General features: G+C 61.2%; 17 protein-coding genes. 12 read left to right on the forward strand and 5 right to left on the reverse strand.

Annotated features, from left to right (window positions below):
* Positions 1-24: 24 nt before the first annotated feature.
* The 7 genes from AC6I1W_RS02320 (at position 25) to fumC (ending at position 7,423) form a co-directional block, all read left to right on the forward strand.
* Positions 25-840 (forward strand): class I fructose-bisphosphate aldolase, encoded by an 816-nt coding sequence (locus tag AC6I1W_RS02320; protein ID WP_284950746.1) that lies wholly within the window; start codon positions 25-27, stop codon positions 838-840.
* Positions 837-1,415, forward strand: a complete 579-nt coding sequence (locus AC6I1W_RS02325) for a glycerol-3-phosphate responsive antiterminator (protein ID WP_497743570.1) — start codon at positions 837-839, stop codon at positions 1,413-1,415. The genes AC6I1W_RS02320 and AC6I1W_RS02325 overlap by 4 nt, the downstream gene beginning before the upstream one ends.
* A complete protein-coding gene (locus tag AC6I1W_RS02330) occupies positions 1,393-2,910 on the forward strand; it encodes an FGGY-family carbohydrate kinase (protein ID WP_284950748.1) in 1,518 nt (505 codons plus the stop codon). The genes AC6I1W_RS02325 and AC6I1W_RS02330 overlap by 23 nt, the downstream gene beginning before the upstream one ends.
* Complete coding sequence (locus tag AC6I1W_RS02335; RefSeq protein WP_462553268.1) at positions 2,903-3,658, forward strand: SDR family NAD(P)-dependent oxidoreductase; 756 nt, start codon at positions 2,903-2,905, stop codon at positions 3,656-3,658. Before AC6I1W_RS02330 ends, AC6I1W_RS02335 begins: the two co-directional genes overlap by 8 nt.
* A 3-nt stretch (positions 3,659-3,661) precedes the next feature.
* Positions 3,662-4,660 (forward strand): 2-hydroxyacid dehydrogenase, encoded by a 999-nt coding sequence (locus AC6I1W_RS02340; protein ID WP_065673295.1) that lies wholly within the window; start codon positions 3,662-3,664, stop codon positions 4,658-4,660.
* Positions 4,661-4,666: 6 nt separating this feature from the next.
* Positions 4,667-5,917 carry a PTS transporter subunit IIC gene (locus AC6I1W_RS02345; protein WP_117188373.1) on the forward strand — a complete coding sequence of 417 codons (1,251 nt, stop codon included), beginning with the start codon at positions 4,667-4,669 and terminating at the stop codon, positions 5,915-5,917.
* A gap of 99 nt (positions 5,918-6,016) precedes the next feature.
* Complete coding sequence (fumC, locus tag AC6I1W_RS02350; protein ID WP_004809931.1) at positions 6,017-7,423, forward strand: class II fumarate hydratase; 1,407 nt, start codon at positions 6,017-6,019, stop codon at positions 7,421-7,423.
* 205 nt (positions 7,424-7,628) lie between these two features.
* Here fumC and AC6I1W_RS02355 read toward each other — a convergent pair whose 3' ends face one another.
* The 3 genes from AC6I1W_RS02355 to AC6I1W_RS02365 all read right to left on the reverse strand — a co-directional run bounded on the left by AC6I1W_RS02355 (position 7,629) and on the right by AC6I1W_RS02365 (position 11,004).
* Positions 7,629-8,540 (reverse strand): carbohydrate ABC transporter permease, encoded by a 912-nt coding sequence (locus AC6I1W_RS02355; protein WP_016666518.1) that lies wholly within the window; start codon positions 8,538-8,540, stop codon positions 7,629-7,631.
* Position 8,541: 1 nt separating this feature from the next.
* Positions 8,542-9,435: a carbohydrate ABC transporter permease gene (locus AC6I1W_RS02360; RefSeq protein WP_284950762.1), complete on the reverse strand. Its 894-nt coding sequence runs from the start codon at positions 9,433-9,435 to the stop codon at positions 8,542-8,544.
* 252 nt (positions 9,436-9,687) lie between these two features.
* The gene (locus AC6I1W_RS02365; RefSeq protein WP_284950763.1) at positions 9,688-11,004 is read right to left on the reverse strand and encodes an ABC transporter substrate-binding protein; all 1,317 of its coding nucleotides are present in this window, start codon (positions 11,002-11,004) and stop codon (positions 9,688-9,690) included.
* Between the two features lie 252 nt (positions 11,005-11,256).
* Between AC6I1W_RS02365 and AC6I1W_RS02370 the strand changes: the two genes are divergently transcribed.
* Positions 11,257-12,237 carry a LacI family DNA-binding transcriptional regulator gene (locus AC6I1W_RS02370; RefSeq protein WP_221269419.1) on the forward strand — a complete coding sequence of 327 codons (981 nt, stop codon included), beginning with the start codon at positions 11,257-11,259 and terminating at the stop codon, positions 12,235-12,237.
* A gap of 4 nt (positions 12,238-12,241) precedes the next feature.
* Here AC6I1W_RS02370 and AC6I1W_RS02375 read toward each other — a convergent pair whose 3' ends face one another.
* Positions 12,242-12,934: a suppressor of fused domain protein gene (locus tag AC6I1W_RS02375; protein WP_002526085.1), complete on the reverse strand. Its 693-nt coding sequence runs from the start codon at positions 12,932-12,934 to the stop codon at positions 12,242-12,244.
* 125 nt (positions 12,935-13,059) lie between these two features.
* Here AC6I1W_RS02375 and AC6I1W_RS02380 point away from each other — a divergent pair, with 125 nt between their 5' ends.
* Positions 13,060-13,917: a mechanosensitive ion channel family protein gene (locus AC6I1W_RS02380; protein WP_284950751.1), complete on the forward strand. Its 858-nt coding sequence runs from the start codon at positions 13,060-13,062 to the stop codon at positions 13,915-13,917.
* A 261-nt stretch (positions 13,918-14,178) separates the two neighbouring features.
* Entirely contained in the window at positions 14,179-14,499 is a 321-nt protein-coding gene (locus AC6I1W_RS02385) for a hypothetical protein (RefSeq protein WP_284950752.1), read from the forward strand.
* Positions 14,500-14,652: 153 nt separating this feature from the next.
* On the opposite strand, the gene AC6I1W_RS02390 is transcribed toward AC6I1W_RS02385, so the two are convergent.
* Positions 14,653-15,888, reverse strand: a complete 1,236-nt coding sequence (locus AC6I1W_RS02390) for a glycerate kinase (RefSeq protein ID WP_371258414.1) — start codon at positions 15,886-15,888, stop codon at positions 14,653-14,655.
* 24 nt (positions 15,889-15,912) lie between these two features.
* Here AC6I1W_RS02390 and AC6I1W_RS02395 point away from each other — a divergent pair, with 24 nt between their 5' ends.
* Together AC6I1W_RS02395 and AC6I1W_RS02400 are read left to right on the forward strand one after the other, a co-directional pair.
* Positions 15,913-16,167, forward strand: coding sequence for a hypothetical protein (locus tag AC6I1W_RS02395; RefSeq protein WP_065673320.1), 255 nt, complete (start codon positions 15,913-15,915; stop codon positions 16,165-16,167).
* Between the two features lie 120 nt (positions 16,168-16,287).
* Positions 16,288-17,787 (forward strand): CCA tRNA nucleotidyltransferase, encoded by a 1,500-nt coding sequence (locus AC6I1W_RS02400; protein ID WP_419762717.1) that lies wholly within the window; start codon positions 16,288-16,290, stop codon positions 17,785-17,787.
* Positions 17,788-17,791: the final 4 nt, after the last annotated feature.

Raw genomic sequence — 17,791 nt, forward strand, 5'->3', positions numbered from 1 at the left:
GTCACCACCAAGACTGGAGAATCAATGTCGATTCACAAGATTTCACAACGTCGCATGGACCACATTATTGCCCCCGACGGTCGCAGCTTCATGCTAGCAGCGGATGCCCACAACTTCAGTCCGCACGCCGGCAATGTGGACCGAGCTGTGGCTGCCGTTCCACAGATGGCGCAGGAAGGCCTCGACGCCGTGCTAGTTCCCCATGGGATCGCGGCCCGCTGTGCATCCTTCTTGAGAGACGTCGGCGTCGTTCTACGCTGCGATGCCTCAACGAACGTCTTCGATCCCTCCGTACCATCCACGCACATGGTTAACTCGGCTCTCGACGGGGTCCGCATCGGCGCTGACGGGCTGGTCGTCATGTCATTCATGGGAGCCGAACACGGTCCCCGTACCCAGGCTGAGATCCAGAAACTCAGTGGCGAAGCATCACATTTCGCAATGCCGCTCATCGTCGAGTCCCTCCCCTATTCCTACGCAGGTGTCGACGACCCGGGCTCACGACCGGAAAACGTCGCAGTCGCGGCCCGGTTCGCTGAGGAAGTGGGGGCTGACATGATTAAAACTCGGCTCACAGGAACTGTGGAGGACAGCCGAATCATCCACGCCGTCACCGTGCCCGTCGTCGCCCTCGGGGGCCCGAGAACCGAGGATCTGTCCGACTACCTCACCTACCTGTCGCGATGCCTCGATGCCGGGGCGCGCGGTGTCGCGGTGGGACGCAACATCGTGGACGACCCAGATCCGACAGCGAAGGTCGCTGCCATGGCAGCCGTCATCCACGGGGGCGTCGGGGTGGATGCAGCTATGGAGATATACCAACAGAAATGCCGATCATGACCTCCCCGTCATGGAGAGTCATCCCATCGGTGCGCGATCTGCGCACACTCGACGCGGCGCTCTCGAGTCCCAGTCCTGACGTCCTGTTGTCCAACGTGCACATCGGGAACCTCGTCAGCCTGTCATCTCGTGTTCATGCCATGCGCAAGAACGTCTTCGTGCAGTCAGATCTCATCGGAGGGTTTCGTGCCGATCCGGACGGAATCCTTCTTCTGCGCAACAATTTCAAGGTTGACGGCGTGTTCACGTCCTCCCACCAGACTCTTGCCTTAGCCAAGCGCACCGGCATGCGTCGTTATTACCGAGTCGCCCTGATGGATTCACGTTCGGTCACGACAGCGCTGCAGGCACTCAAGGGCTTCCAAGGAGACGGCGTCGAGCTTCTCCCTGCTGCAGTCGCACTGGATGTACACGCGCAGTTCAGAGACGTCCTGCCCGATTCGGAGATCCTCGCGGGTGGATTCATCCGAACCGACGAGATGCTCAGCGCGCTGCGTGATGCCGGCCTCAACGGAGCAACAACAAGCAACATCTCATTGTGGAGTGAGCATCATGAAATATCTACTCGGAATTGATGACGGCGGCTCAGTAACGAAGGCCGCCCTGTATAAGCCGGATGGGACTCTCGTCGCTTCTCGCTGCGGAGATCACGTTCCACTCCACACTCCCGGACCGGGATTGACCGAACGGGACATGGATGCCTTGTGGCGTTCAAACGTAACCGCAATCCATCGGGTGCTCGATGCCTCGGGAATCAGCGGGAACGACATCGCCGCCGTGTCGGCAACCGGACACGGAAATGGGCTGTACATGGTTGACGATGAAGGCAGACCCACGTACAACGCCATCATCTCCACCGATGAGAGGGCCGAACTTCTCGTGGAAGATTGGCGAAAGGATTCCCACTTTGCCACCGATATTTTACCACGCACGGCCCAGTCACTGTGGCCTGGACAGCCTCCTGCTCTCTTGTCCTGGCTGCAACGGCACCGACCCGAAGTCATCGAACGGTCTTGCTGGGCCCTGCTCGCCTCCGGATTCGTCCGGATGCGCCTGACCGGGCAGGCGACCAACAACATTTCCGACGCCTCTGGAACGAGCCTATTCAACGTCTCCCAACGTGAGTACGACGCCGATGTGATGAACTTCTACGGAATCGGCGAGCTGGCCCACCTCATGCCTCCTGTGGTGGAGTCCGACCAGCAGGCCGGCACTGTCACACCCCGGGCAGCGGCCGAGACTGGCCTGGCAGCTGGCACACCGGTCGCCGGTGGGGTCTTCGACATTGCCTCATCGGCACTGGCCTCAGGACTGGTAGAGATGAATCGTCTCGCCATCGTCACCGGCACCTGGTCGATCAATGAATTCGTGTCAAGCGCCCCTGTGGTCGATCCCGACCTGTTCATGACATCGATCTACCCGCCCCCCAATGCGTGGCTCATAACTGAGGGATCACCGACGTCAGCGGGGGTCTTCGAGTGGTTCATCAACTCCGTCCTCAACCCGGCCATGGAGCTCAGTGGGCACGAACTGCCCTCGCGACAGGAACTGTATAAACTCATCAACAAGATCGTGTTTTCCACACACACCGAGCACTCCGATGCCCCGTCCTTCCTACCCTTCGTCTTCGGCAACTCGGCATATCCAACGGTGCGAGGCGTCTTCTCAAGGATCCAGGCGTCCACCGGCTTGGCCGACATCCTGCGATCGATTTATGAAGGCATCATCTTCAGTCACATGGATCACATCGCACGCCTCGAACGAATCCAGCCCCTGTCGGAAGAGGCGGTGTTCACCGGCGGGATAGCCAACAGCCCGCAATGGACGCAAATGTTCTGCGACGCAACCCAACGGCCGTTGCATGTCGTCCAGGTCAACGAGGCGGGGACTCTGGGAACTGTCATGGCAGCCGCGGCCATGATCGGGGAGTACTCCAACGTTCTCGAAGCAGCTCGGGAGATGGCTCCCGGGCATCGCGAGCTCATCCCGAATCCCACCAAGGCCGGACTTTTCGCAGACCACTATGACGCCTGGCGCGAGACCCTCAACAAGGAGACATCTCATGATTGACCAACCATTCCGGGGACGCACCGCTCTCGTCACAGGAGCCGCAACGGGCTTGGGATGGGAGGTGAGCCGCCAATTGCTGGAAGCCGGCGCTTCGGTTGGAATGTCGTATCGGCCAGACGGTCACTCTGACGGTGTTGCGCAACTCGTCGACAAATTTGGTAACCGCGCCCATGGTTACGCCTGTGACCTTGCCGATGTTGCTTCCACCGAGAGACTCTTTCAAGATGCCGCCTATGACATGGGGGGCATCGACCACCTTGTCAATAATGCTGGAACGTGGCTCTCGGGGCAATTCGAGGACATACCGGTCAACGACTGGGATCTGACCTTCGCCATTAATGTCAGGGCCCCATTCATTCTGTGCCAGAAAATGGTATCCCAAGAACCAGCAAATATCACCAGGAAAATTGTCAACGTCACTTCACAAGCAGCCTTCCAAGGATCAACCACCGGACACGCCCACTACGCCGCGTCAAAAGCGGCAATTGTGACAATGACGATGTCACTTGCGCGTGAAGTGGCTCAACGTGGCATCAACGCGAACTGCATCGCTCTTGGCATGATGGAGTCCAACATGGTTCGCGATTCCATCACCGCCCGGCCCGACTATTACCGAAATCGGATACCAATTGGAAGGATTGCACAACCCAATGATATCGCCCCCGTTATCCTGTTCCTTCTAAGCCCAGAAAGCGATTACATCACCGGTGCAACAGTCAACGCCACTGGTGGAATGTTAATGAGGTGAACCATGAAAATTTTGTGCATCGCCGATAATTTCATCCCAGCCGATTACATAAGGTCTGGATTCTCCATAATCCCAGAATTGGAAAAATCCTCAGTCATACGAACCTGGAATCACGACTCCATCGAAGACCTCCAGCACGACAATCTCCTCGTCGAGCAGGCAGGCCCTGACGCCATTGATATTCCAGCAGCAATCTTCGATGACGTCGCCGAGTTCGACGCCATCGTCACCCAGTTCTGCCCAGTGCCCTCCTCTGTCATGGAAACGGCGACCAACCTGAAGGTCATCGGGGTCCTGCGCGGAGGCACCGAGAACGTCGACACCGAAGCTGCTGCAAAGCATCACATCGAGGTCCTGAACACTCCTGGACGCAATGCTGAAGCCGTCGCGGAATTCACGTTGGGGATGATCCTCGCCGAGACCCGAAACATCGCACGATCACAGGCCAACCTGCGCGATGGATCCTGGGCCCGGGACTTCCCCAATGTCCAGTCCATCCCAGAGATTGAAGGGAAAACGGTGGGCATTGTCGGGTTAGGGCAGATTGGGCGCAGAGTGGCCGCCTTCGTTCAAGTCATGGGGGCCCGGGTCGCCTACTACGACCCCATGGTGGAGGAGGAGGCCTTCGAACGCCACTATGACATGACCAGCCTTGCCACGGTCAGCGACATCCTGTGCGTCCACGCCCGGCTCACACCTCAAACCCACCATCTCGTGTCCAGCGAGGTCCTTTCCGCGCTGCCATCCCATGCCATCCTCATCAACACTGCCCGGTCTGGCCTGGTTGACGAGAAGGCGCTGGTCCGAGCCCTCCGAGACAGAACAATCGCAGGAGCGGCCCTCGACACCTTCGACAACGAGCCCCTGGCCAGTGACGACCCGCTCCTCGACCTGGACAACGTCACCGTGACCGGTCACCTTGCGGGATCAACCATCGACGCGTTTCGGAAGACACCGGCGATGCTCGCAACCCGGCTCCACGCCGCACTCCGGAGACGGTGAAAGACCATGTCCGTCATCAACTCCATCCTTGGGCTCGGCGCCCCAGTTTTCATGCCCATACTGTTCCTCCTCATCGGTCTGGTCTTCGGCCTGAGACTCGGCCAGGCCTTCAAAGCTGGAATGCTGGTGGGAATCGGCTTCGTCGGAGTGAACCTCATCATCACCTTCCTCCTGGATTCCCTGGGAGACGCCACTCATCTCATGGTCGAGCGGATGGGTCTGGACCTCACCGTCCTCGATGTCGGCTGGGGCACTGCCTCGACCATTGGCTGGGGGTCGCCCCTCGTACCTGTCGTCGTCGTTTCCTTCCTGGTCCTTAACTTGATTCTGCTCATGCTGAAAGCCACTAGGACGATTGACATCGACATTTTCAATTACTGGATATTCCTGCTGGTGGGCGCCTTAGCGCAAAATGCATCAGGATCCTTCTGGATCGGAGTCATAGCTTGCATGGTGGCTTTCGTGCTGAGCCTGGTTGCCGGAGACCTCATCGCACCATTCATTCAGAAGCAGTACGGCTTGCGGGGAATCTCGTTCCCTCACTTCACCTGTCTCAACTTCGTGCCCTTCGGCCTCGCCGTCAACTGGCTGATCGAACGCACTCCCGGACTGAGGCGGGTTGACTTCAATCCAGAGACGATCTCCAACCGTTTCGGAGTTCTGGGGGAGCCCATTGTCATCGGACTCATCCTGGGTTTTGGCATGGGACTCGGCTCTGGTTATGACATTGGAAAGTCTCTAATTCTCGGTGTCGATATCGCAGCTGCAATGTTCATTCTTCCAAAGATGATCGACATCCTCGTAGAAGGCTTGACGGTCGTTCGTGACGGCGCTGAGGAACGCTTAAAGAAGTGGTTTCCCAACCGGGACTTCTACTTCGGCATGGATACTGCATTGCTAATCGGGGAACCCTCCGTCCTGGCCACCGGAGTCCTGCTCATCCCGATCGCACTGCTGCTGGCATTCGTACTCCCCGGAAACAAGGTTCTCCCATTCGTTGATCTTCCTTCGCTTATGTTCCTCATGGCATTGGTCACTCCGTTCTGTCACAGGAACATGTTCCGGATGCTCCTCACCGGCACCTTGGCCCTCGCCGTCATCATGTACGCCGGAACGGACCTGGCTACATGGTTCACCGGCGCCGCTCACACCTCAGGCATCAAGATCCCTAACGGTGCAACCCGCATCAGCAACCTTGTCGGAGGGGCGACGACCCCGGTCGGGTGGCTCATTATTCGCATCGCATCACTGATATAACCTGATCACGTACCAGTGCGTGGAGTCGGCCCCAGGGAACCTCCTCATGGACCCGACCCCACTACCCCCTCAGCCAGGAAGCACAAGTAGGCTTGCGACATGGCAGAGATGCGCATTGAGAAAGACAGCATGGGCGAGGTCGAAGTACCCGCCGAGCATTACTGGGGCGCCCAGACACAGCGCTCCCTTCACAACTTCGAGATCGGTCGTGACACCTTCGTCTGGGGCCGAGACATGATCCGTGCTCTCGGAACCCTCAAGAAGTCCGCGGCACTGGCCAACAAGGAACTGGGTGAGCTGCCGGGCGACGTCGCCGACCTCATCGTCCAGGCCGCTGACGAGGTCATCGCCGGAAAGCTCGATGACGAGTTCCCACTGGTCGTCTTCCAGACCGGTTCGGGCACCCAGTCCAACATGAACACCAACGAGGTCATCAGCAACCGCGCCATCGAGCTGGCTGGGGGCGAGCGCGGCTCGAAGAAGCCGGTCCACCCGAACGACCACGTCAACCGCGGCCAGTCCTCCAACGACACCTTCCCGACGGCCATGCACATCGCCGTCGTCTGCGCCCTCAATGAGCGCCTGTACCCCGCCGTCCAGCAGCTTCGCGACACCCTCGACGAGAAGGCCAAGAAGTACGACGACGTCGTGATGGTTGGCCGCACCCACCTGCAGGACGCCACCCCGATACGGCTCGGCCAGGTCATCAGCGGCTGGGTCGCCCAGATCGACTTCGCCCTCGACGGCATCCGTTACGCCGACTCCCGCGCTCGCGAGCTGGCCATCGGCGGCACCGCTGTCGGCACCGGCCTCAACGCTCACCCCGACTTCGGCCCGACCGTCGCCAAGCATGCGACCGAGGAGACCGGCATCGAGTTCAAGCAGGCCGACAACCTCTTCGCCGCACTGAGCGCCCACGACGCTCTGGTGCAGGTCTCCGGGTCCCTGCGAGTTCTCGCCGACGCCCTCATGAAGATCGCCAACGACGTTCGCTGGTACGCATCCGGCCCCCGCAACGGCATCGGTGAGCTCCTCATCCCCGAGAACGAGCCCGGCTCCTCGATCATGCCTGGCAAGGTCAACCCGACCCAGTGCGAGGCCATGACGATGGTCGCCACCCGCGTGTTCGGCAATGACGCGACGGTCGGTTTCGCCGGTTCTCAGGGCAACTTCCAGCTCAACGTGTTCAAGCCCGTCATGGCTCACGCCTGCCTGGAGTCGATCCGCCTCATCGCCGATTCGTGCATCAGCTTCGACAAGCATTGCGCCTACGGCATCGAGCCGAACCCCGACAAGATCAAGGAGAATCTCGACAAGAACCTCATGCAGGTCACGGCTCTCAACCGTCACATCGGTTACGACCTGGCCTCAAAGATCGCCAAGAACGCGCATCACAAGGGCATCAGCCTGCGTGAGTCCGCTCTGACGATCGGTGGCATGAGCGAGGAGGACTTCGACAAGTGGGTCGTTCCCGCCGACATGACTCACCCCAGCGCCGCTGAGTGATTTTCGCCGCCCCAACGACGTATCGGGCCGGTCACTGCATTGACAGTGACCGGCCCGATGTTTTTATACACGGCAGGAAGGGGACAGGAGGAGCAAGCGTCCTCAGGGCGCGAACTGCCCTTGACCGATCCGAGGGTCCCCATAGGGGGGATCCCACCGAGGATGGAATCCATGCTGCTGAAGTCCTATCGGACCCCAGCTGTCATCAGCCCTTGACGGCGCCGGCGGCGAGCCCGGACTGCCAGTAACGCTGGAGTACCAGGAACAAAATCACCAGCGGAATGACGCCAATGACAGAGGCCAGCATCACGGCACCCTTGTCCGGGGCGAAGTAGGCCATCATGCCGTAGAGGCCCTGGGTCACCGGCTGCAGACTCTCGTTGGTGATCATCATCAACGGCAATAGGAAGTTGTTCCACGTGGCGACGAAAATGAACAGGAAGATCGTCACCATGGCAGGAGCCAGCAGGCGCAATACCATCGTGGAGAAGATTCGGAATTCGCCGGCCCCGTCGATGCGAGCAGCCTCTAGAAGCTCAGTCGGAACCGACGAATCGGCGTAAACGTTGCCGAGGAAGACCCCGAAGGGGCTCACCATCGACGGGATGATCATCGCCCACACGGTATTGACCAGATGCATCTTGATGAACAGCAGGTAGAGCGGAACGGTGAGCAGTGCCACCGGCATCAGCAAGCCGGTCATGATGACGACGAGCAGCACCCGGCGCCCCGGGAACTGGAACTTTGCCATCGCATACCCGCAGGCGACAGAAATGATCGTCCCAACGGCACCTGCCACGGTCGAGTAGACCAGCGAGTTGAGGACCCAACGCGGGAACATCCCCTTGGTCCAGGCCATCAGGGAATGCCAGTTGGTGGCCCAGTTGAACTCGCCGAAGGCGAATCCGGGGGTGCTCACGAGATCGGTGTTGTTCTTGGTTGATGCGACGACCAACCAGATGATGGGAAGCAAGAAGTAGCAGGCCACGAAGGCCAGGATCACGAAAGTGATCGTCCTAGCTGTCTTGGAGGGAGCAATGGAGCGCGGCGGCAGCCCCGCCAGCGACGGACGATAGCGAATGCCATCCTTGGTGACGGCGGTCTTGTCGCGTGCCATGTCAGTCCGCCTTCCTCTGGACGAGGGCATAGATCATTGCGAGCACTCCAGCAACCAACGCCATCATGATGGACACTGCCGAGGCCGGTCCGGCACCACTCGGGCTGATACTTCCGTTCATGGTGTTGTAGGCCATCATCATCGGGGTGTAGTCACGCGGCATCCAGGTCGCCACGGTGGCCAGAACCGTCGGCTCGTTGAAGAGCTGGACGGTGCCGATGATCGACAGCAGGACGGCCAGCAGCGCAGCACCGCGAACCATCGGGATCTTGATCTTCGTCATGATCTGCCACCCGGAAGCACCGTCGATGCGAGCTGCCTCGTAGAGATCCGACGGGATGGCCTGCAAGGCAGCCAAGAAGATGAGCATGTTGTAGCCGGTGAACGTCCACGTCGTCATGTTGGCCATTGAGCCCAGGATGACGTGGGAGCTCAGCAGACTGAAGCCGAGATGCCCGGCGAACGGGGAGATTTCGGGCAGGTAGAGGTAGGTCCACATGATTGCGCCGACGAGACCCGGAATCGCGTAGGGCAGGAAGTAGGAGAGGCGCCAGAATGCGGGGTGGCGCACCAAGTAGGAGTCGATGACCAGGGCCAGGAACAGCGCCGCCAGGATCATGATCGGGATCTGGAAGATTCCGAAGAGCATGACGCGACCAATACCGTGCCAGAAGGCCGGATTCGTGCACACCTCCTGGAAGTTCTGCAGACCGACGAATTTCTCCACCGTCTGGCCGCCACCGAACAGCCCACCGCCTTCGGCAACCTGCTTGTGGAAGCCTGCCCGGATGCTCTCGATGATGGGGGCGATGAACACGATGATGAAGACGACGGTGAACGGCAACGCGAAGAGCCAACCGGTCAGCGCCTCGTGTCTGGCCTTTCGACTGGCCATCGTGGTTGAGGACATGACGTCTCCTGTGAGGAATTGTCACGGTGTGGATCGTCTCGCACCGTTCGTGAGGTGGCCAATTGCCGACCACCGAGAACCGCGTCCATGGCGGACCAAAAATGTCTGCTGGGGTGAGGACCGGGGCCTCTTGGAGCTCAAGAGGCCCCGAGCTGACGAAAATCGTTGTCCCGATCCGCGCTCGTCATGCGACAGATGGGATCTGGGGCCGGCAATTGATCCCGGCCCCAGTCGACATCACTCGTTGACCGGAAGGCCGGCGTCCTTGAGCGCCTTGACCGAAGTGTCCTGAGCGGTCTGGAAGATGTCCGATACCTTGACCTTGCCGGCTGCGGCATCGGCAGCCTTCTCATTCATCTTTGTGCCCACAACGGCGAATCCAGGGATGTAACCGAACTTAGGAGCGAGCTTCTCGTTGGCCTTGGCGAGCTCAGCCATGACGTCCTGTCCGCCGAACTGCTTCTTCATCTTCTCGGGGGTGGTCACCTGGCCCTTGGCGGCGGGAACCAGCCCCTGGGTGGCAAGGTCATCGACCTGGGTGTTGAACCAGTCGTTGAACTGCATCGCCTGGGCGGCGTACTTGCAGCCCTTGACCACCGCCACGCCGGAACCACCGTCAGGACCGGTCAGCTCAGAGCCACCGAAGGGCGGCAGCTGAGCCACACGCCATTGGCCGTTGTAAGGCGTCTTGTCCAAGGCGTCGAGCATGAAGCCGGTCTCCCAGGCAGCAGCAATGTTGCCGATGAGCTTTCCGTTGACGAGAGCCTTCGTGTAGGCGTCGCTCCAACGAGCGTCGGTGAGGGCGCTCTTGTCGTCGAGGGCCTTCTGCCAGAAGTCAGCAACGACCTTGGTCTTGTCGCCGTTGGCGTCAACCTTCCACTTGTCACCCTCGGCGGAGTACCAGACGGCACCAGCGGCAGCCGCCTGGGCGGACAGCGAGTTCTGGGCCTCATCGGGCTCGAACCCGAGGATGTACTTACCCTTGGCAGCAGCTTTCTTGGCAGCTGCGAGCAGTTCGTCGGAGGTCTTCGGAACCTCGATGCCGAGCTTCTTGAATTCAGCCTCGTTGTAGACGTAGACCAGCGGGCCGGTGTCCTGGGGGAGACCGACGACCTTGTCGCCGACCGACATCTGCCCGTAGGCGCCCGAAAAGTGGTCCTTGTACTTCTCAGCTTCGCTGGTGACGTCCTGGACCAGGCCCTTGACGTACATGTCCGGGACCTCGGCATATCCGGCCTGCACCAGGCAGGGGGCCGTTCCGGCCTTGACGTCGGCCTCGAGCTTCGGCATGAGCTCGTTGGCCTTGCCTGGGAACTTCGTCGTCTCGACCTTGATGTCGGGGTGCTCGGAGTTCCACTTCTTGACGACGTCAGCAACCTTTGTCATGCCCTCGCCGTCGGGAAGACGATGCAGGTACTTAATGGTGACCGGGCCGGACGCAGATGTGGCAGCGGACTGCGAAGCGCTCTGGCTCGACGACCCGGATCCTTCCGAGGAACTGCCACAGGCACCGAGAACGAGCGTTCCGGCGACCATCGCAGCCACAGAGGCCACCCGACGAGTACGGCGTGTGATCATGTCAACCCTCTTCCTTGAGCGTCGGGACGCGGAGAGCCCGCATCCTCGGGATGTTGACCGGCGTGTGGTGGAGACCGCCTTGGATCCGCCACAAACGTCGTGTACACGTGTACATTACGGCATGCCACCCCACTCCGACAAGTGAGGGCCCACAATCGGAGCGTCGCCGATGACGATCCGGGGACAAAAGGAGGATTGCCGATGAGCGAGGACACAGGTCGGCCCACCATGCATGACGTGGCTCGGGTGGCCGGCGTATCCCATGCGACGGTGTCACGAGTTCTCAACGGTCACACCAATGTGGCCCCCGCAACTGCTCGTGCCGTGGCTGACGCGATCATCACCACCGGTTACGTACCCAATCGGGCAGCAAGGTCACTACGGGTTCAGTCAACTGACACCGTGGTCCTCGTCGCCCGCGAGAACGTCAATGTCTTCTACACCGAGCCGACCCTGTCCCCGATGGCATCCGGCGCGAACCTTCGTTTGTCGGAGCACGGCTACCAGATGCTGCTTGCCCTCGTCGATGATCCCCGCTCAGCAGAACGTGTGGGGTCATTGATTGCCGGAGGATCCTTCGACGCGGCGATTCTGGTCGCCATGACCAACGAGGATCCGCTCGTTGCACGCCTCATGGCGACAAATATCCCGCTCGTGACGGCATCAACGCCATTCCCCGGATCCGACATCCCCTCCGCTGACACGGACAACGTCGGAGGTGCCCGAGCCATTACCGAACGGCTGGTGGCCACTGGTCGGTCAAAAGTGGTCGCCATTGGTGGGCCTTCCTGGGCACCAGTCACCCCGTTGCGTCTCGACGGGTTCCACCAAGGTGCGAGAAATGCCGCGCTCGGGCACACCACGGTCGATGGGTGGACCCTCGCCGCAGGCGAACGGGCAATGTCCGAGCTCCTCCAGCGCTACCCGGATCTCGACGGAGTCGTCGCGGCCTCCGATCTACTCGCCACCGGTGCGATCCGCGTCCTCAACGAAGCTGGGCGGCGAGTACCGCAGGATGTTGGAGTCGTCGGGTTCGACGATGCGCCGGCTGCGACCCTCAGCGATCCGCCATTGTCGACCGTACGAAGTGATGCCAGGGCGACCGGAGCCGCCCTGGCAGACATGGTGGTTGCACAGATTCGTGGTCGGGAACTCCCCCAACGCCACCTCGTCATACCGAACGAAGTGCTTTGGCGGGAGTCAGCCTGAGACGTCACACCGCCGACGGACGCTGCAGGTCGGTGTAGTTCACCGCCTTGGCGTCCAGCAGATCGACAAAATCGTCGAAGCCGTTGACCTCCAGCCACTGACGTTCGGCCTCGGTGATCGGGACGCCCAGGAGCCAGTGCACCTTGAGATCACCAATTTCCACCCGGTCGAGTTGAGGGGTGGTGAATGGATGACACCACATCAGATGCGGGGTGGTGGAATTCGGCGCGTACATCGACACGACGTCGCCGAAGACGATTCCCGGGGCCATCGGCCAGTGGTCACGCAGCACCGCAAAGGCGCACGACCCCAGAACCTTGCCCATGACGTCGGAGCCGGGAGCGCCCACGACCATGAGCTCAGCGCGAATGTCACTGCTGGTCCCGTCGACGAGGGCTATTGAGTTCGGCTCAGCGTGCAAGCTCACCGTCGACCAGGTTGACCATCCCGGTGCAGGTGCGTCCGCGAAGGACAGGACGTCGATACGAACTTCTTCAGCGGCATCGACCATGCCGTCGGCGCGCGGAGTGCCGCCGACGGCCTCGACCACGGCCTGGGCAACCTGAGGGCCAGTCGAAGGCATCTGTGTCGGCTCGGCCAGATGCTCAGGCAGGTCTTGCGGATCCAGCGGTCGCTCTGCGGCCGGCTGATCACCGCCGGGAAGGCGTGCTGCAGGGGAGACGTTGTCGTCACTCATGCCTTGATCCTGTCATGTTGATGGCTCGGACGCGTCCGGGGAGGGTTTTTTCTTGCCCGGAGTGGGAAGGTGGAAGTGTTACCAAGAGCACATCTGTCACCTGAACCCGACCGCGAAGGGAGACCATGCCTCCGCTGAAGTCCGACGTGTGGACCTGGGACACGCTGATCCACATCCTCATCATCATGGCCCTTGCGATAGTTGCCCGCTGGCTGCTACGCAAAGGCGTCGACTGGACGATTCGCCTCATGGTGTCGCGCTCGGAGAAGCGCGAGGCCACCATGCCCGGGCGCACCCGCCGTATCCTCGCCGAAGCGACAGGTGCGACTCTCGACAGGCAGAATCAGCGCACGACGACCGTCGGCGGACTGCTCTCGAATGTCGGCGTTGCCATCATTATCATCGTTGCCCTGCTGTCGGGATTCAGCACCATTGGCATCAAGATCACCCCAATCCTGACCTCCGCCGGAATCGTCGGCGTCGCCCTGGCCTTCGGCGCGCAAACGCTCGTCAAGGATGTCCTGGCGGGACTTTTCATCATCTTCGAGGACCAGTATGGCGTCGGTGACGCGGTGAAGATCAACGAGGTGGAGGGGGTTATCGAGGACGTCGGACTGAGGGTGACGCGCATCCGCGACTGGAACGGCGTGGCCTGGTACCTGCGCAACGGCGAGATCACCAAGGTCGGCAATGTGACTCAAGGATGGACGACCTCGTTCACCGACATCAAGGTGCACGCCTTGGAGGACCCGAATCAGGTCATCCGGGTCATCCGGAAGGTCCTCGACGATATTGCGGTCGAATTCGAGGGCACCCTGCTCGACAAGCCCCTGGTCTTGGGAGTCGGCGACATCACCGGCGACACCATGACCTTCCAGGTGATGACGAAGTGCATCGCGAACCAGCATCATGACGTGCTGCGCGCGCTCCGCCGTGAGTGCAAGGACGCTTTCGACGCCGCGAGAATCCGTGGAGCCTTTTGATCCGGCGGCCCATTTTCATCACGACATGACACCTGTCATCACCATGGTGTGACACCGTGCCCCGAAACGACTCTCGAATGCGGTCCTGGACTTCTCCCTCGGCAAGAGTCCTTCCCAATGGAACGACAGGGCAGGAGCGGCTGATGACGAAAAATCACACCCCGCTGACCATCAAGGGCGTGTCGAAATCATTCTGTCGCTCAGCCAGGGAAATTGTTCACGCGGTGAACGACATCTCCTTCACCGTCGACCACCATCGACATGCCCCTGGGCCTGACCCGCCCGGACAACGTACGCCTTGAGGTCGCCATGCACGTTCCTGGTCTGGTCATCACCGGATTGGCGTTCTTCGACAATGTCTTCATCCCATTGAGCGACACCATGCCCACCATCGGACGATGGGGCCCCGCCTACGACATCACGGCTCTTGCCCGCTGCCCGTTGACCAACGGCATGGACATTGGCGGTGGCCACGACTCCTTGAGGATTCTTCCAACGATTCCAGAACAACTTCCAGCTCCGGTGCGATTTTCCCTTCAAGGCACCAACGCCGTCACCGGGGTGACGGAAGAACGCGCATGACGATGAGAATTCTCATTGCCGAGGACATCGATCTGGACCTCGCCGCCACTGCGATGTGAAGGGGTCACTCTCTCATCACCGATCGTGAGACCGAAATCCTAGGAATGGTCGTGGATGGCTCTGCCGAACGTGCGTCGTCAGCAAGGGAGAGGGTCAACGTCCGAGTTCCTCCCGCACCGCCTGCTCCACAGCCTGGCTGAGCAGCGATCCGGCCTTGGCCATCGACTCATCCGGGTCCGGCTCGATGTCCGACAAACAGATGATTCGTTGGAATGCCCCGCGCTTATCCTCGGGGAGGTCGCACTTTCCACAGACTGCCCACACCGGCACCCCGGCATCGAGAGCAATCTTGCGGATGGTGTCGGGGAGCTTCCCCAGGAGAGTCTGCCGGTCGATCCGTCCCTCACCTGTGATGACCAACCCTGCCTCGGAGATTTTTGACACCGCCTTTGCCCATCCGAGCACTGCAGCTGCTCCTGGACGGTACTTCGCGCCCAGACAACGGAGCGCCCAGCCAACTCCACCAGCGGCACCAGAGCCAGGGTCGTCCCGGTACGCGCTACCAATGGCCGCCTCCATGAAATCAGCAAGCCTAGTCAGGCCGGCTTCAGCAACCTCGATCCCTCCTTCGTCCAATCCCTTTTGCGGACCAAAAACTGCTGCTGCACCGCTCGGCCCCAGCAGCGGTGAGGTGACGTCACATGCCACGGTCAGCTTCACTCCCGACAGTTTTCGGTTCAACCCGGACAGGTCGAGGCGCGAGAGTTCCGGCAACCCCGCTGCGCCGGGAGAAATGGGCGCCAAGTTCTTGTCGAGCAAGCGCACCCCGAGGGCTTCCAGCATCCCCGCACCGCCATCGGTGGAGGCCGAACCGCCGGCCCCGACGGTGATGTCAGTCGCTCCACTACGCAGGGCAGCCGCAATGACCTCCCCGAGGCCGCGACTGGATGCCACCAACCCGCGTCGAGGGCTCGGTGGTCCGGACACTCTGTCCGCCCTCTCCAGACCGCAACAGGTGGCCATCTCGATGACTGCCTGGTTGTCGCGCAAGGCATAGTCGACTTCGGCAAGGTCACCGGTCGCCCCGTGACACTTGACGGTTACGGCGTGGAACCCAGCTGCCAGAACAGCCTCCACGGTTCCCTCACCGCCGTCAGCAACCGGAATCGTCATGACTTCACGCCCCGGGTCAGCTGCGGAAAACCCTCGCTGTACCGCCCGGCACGCCTTGCCGGAGCTCAGGGAGCCCTTGAACGAGTCAACGGCCACAACCACAGGTGCATTCGGATCAGGACGCATGGTCTCAGCATGACACGCGGACATGTCGACCTCTGAAACTGGCCCCCTGACCTTTGCTGAACATTTTCGCCGCGTCGCATCGATCCTCATCACGAGATCTGCCCGACACGCACGATGTCGGCGCTTTTCGTCGCACCCCGTAAACTCGGTGTCATGGTGAATCGCGCCTACCTGTCCCTGAGCGTTCTTGCCCTCGTGTTGTGGGTGGCCGCGTACCGTCATCTACCCGGCTGGGCGGCTGGAGTGACGCTGGCGTGCGTCGTCCTGTTCTCCCTGTTCTGCGAGTGGTCCCGAGTGCGCACCCTGGCCCGCATTGGCAAGTCCCGCGGCACCAGCCACCAGAGTTCACGCGGTCGCAAGTTGTCCTGACAAGGCTGTTGACCATCCCCGAGACACGGTTTCTGATTACGCTGGTTTCAGTACTTCCCTTCCAGCTCGTCAGCTTCGTGACCGCCGCAAAAGCCAATGTCGCGTAGGCTGTCTGCCGCCATGCCTGAAAAAAACGTCAACAGCCCCTCGACGCTGCCCACCGCCCTGCGCCCAACCCCCGACGAGTCGGGGATGACCGTGCCGCAGCTGCTCCAACACCGCATCGATGTGCTTTTTGAGCAGGTGCCGCTGGTCGCTGAACTGGGCAAGGTCTTTGCGCAGGCAGGTCACGATCTTTATCTCGTCGGTGGGTCCGTCCGCGACGCCCTCATGGGTCGTCTTGGACACGACCTTGACTTCACCACCGACGCTCGCCCCGACACGACGGAGGCAATTCTTCGCAGGTGCACCCATACGACGTGGGACATTGGCCGAGCCTTCGGGACTATCGGCGCCCAGATCGACGACTGGGTGGTGGAGGTCACCACCTACCGCGCAGACGCGTACCACCCTGACTCCCGCAAGCCCGAGATCGTCTACGGAGACACCCTCGAGGACGATCTCATCCGTCGCGACTTCACGGTCAACGCGATGGCATTGCATGCCATGACTCGAGCATTCTCAGATCCCTACGCCGGACTCGCCGACATCGTGGCGGGAGTTTTGCGCACTCCTTTCCCGCCAGAGCGCTCCTTCAGCGACGACCCGCTGCGCATGATGCGGGCGGCCAGGTTCACCTCCCAGCTCGGATTCACCGTCACCGACGAGGTGCGTGCCGCCATGACCGACATGGCCGGGCGCATCAGCATCATCTCCGCCGAACGGGTCCGCGACGAACTGTCCCGGACCCTCCTCACCGACCACCCGCGCGCCGGGCTGGATCTGCTGGTCACCACCGGGATCGCCGACCACGTCCTGCCCGAACTGCCCGCCCTGCGGCTGGAGCGCGACGAGCACCACCGCCACAAGGACGTCTACGAGCACTCGCTGACCGTCCTCGACCAGTCGATCGACCTGGAACGACGCCGCGGCCACGAACCCGACCTCACCGGGCGGCTTGCCGCCCTGCTCCACGACGTCGGCAAGCCCGCCACCCGCCGTTTCGAGCCCGGGGGCAAGGTGAGCTTCCACCACCACGACGTCGTCGGGGCGAAGCTGGTGCGCAAGCGTCTCAAGGCCCTCGCCTACCCCAGCCAGATCGTCAAGGACGTCTCCAAACTGGTGGAGCTGCACCTGCGCTTCCACGGCTACGGCGACCAGGGGTGGACGGACTCGGCGGTGCGTCGTTACGTCCGTGATGCTGGCGACCAACTGGAGCGTTTGCACATCCTGACCCGCTCTGACTGCACTACCCGGAATCGTCGCAAGGCCGAGCGGCTGGAATTCGCCTACGACGACCTCGAGAGGCGCATCGCCGACCTCACCGCCAAGGAAGAGCTGGCTGCGATTCGTCCCGATCTCGACGGCGAAGAGATCATGGCCACTCTGGGCATCAAGCCCGGCCCAGCGGTCGGCAAGGCCTACAAGTTCCTCCTCAACCTCCGCCTCGACGAAGGCCCGCACACTCCTGACGAGGCAAAGGCCGCGCTACTGGCGTGGTGGGCCAAGCAAGAGCACTGAACCT

It is taken from the genome of Cutibacterium sp. KB22876 (assembly GCF_059728865.1).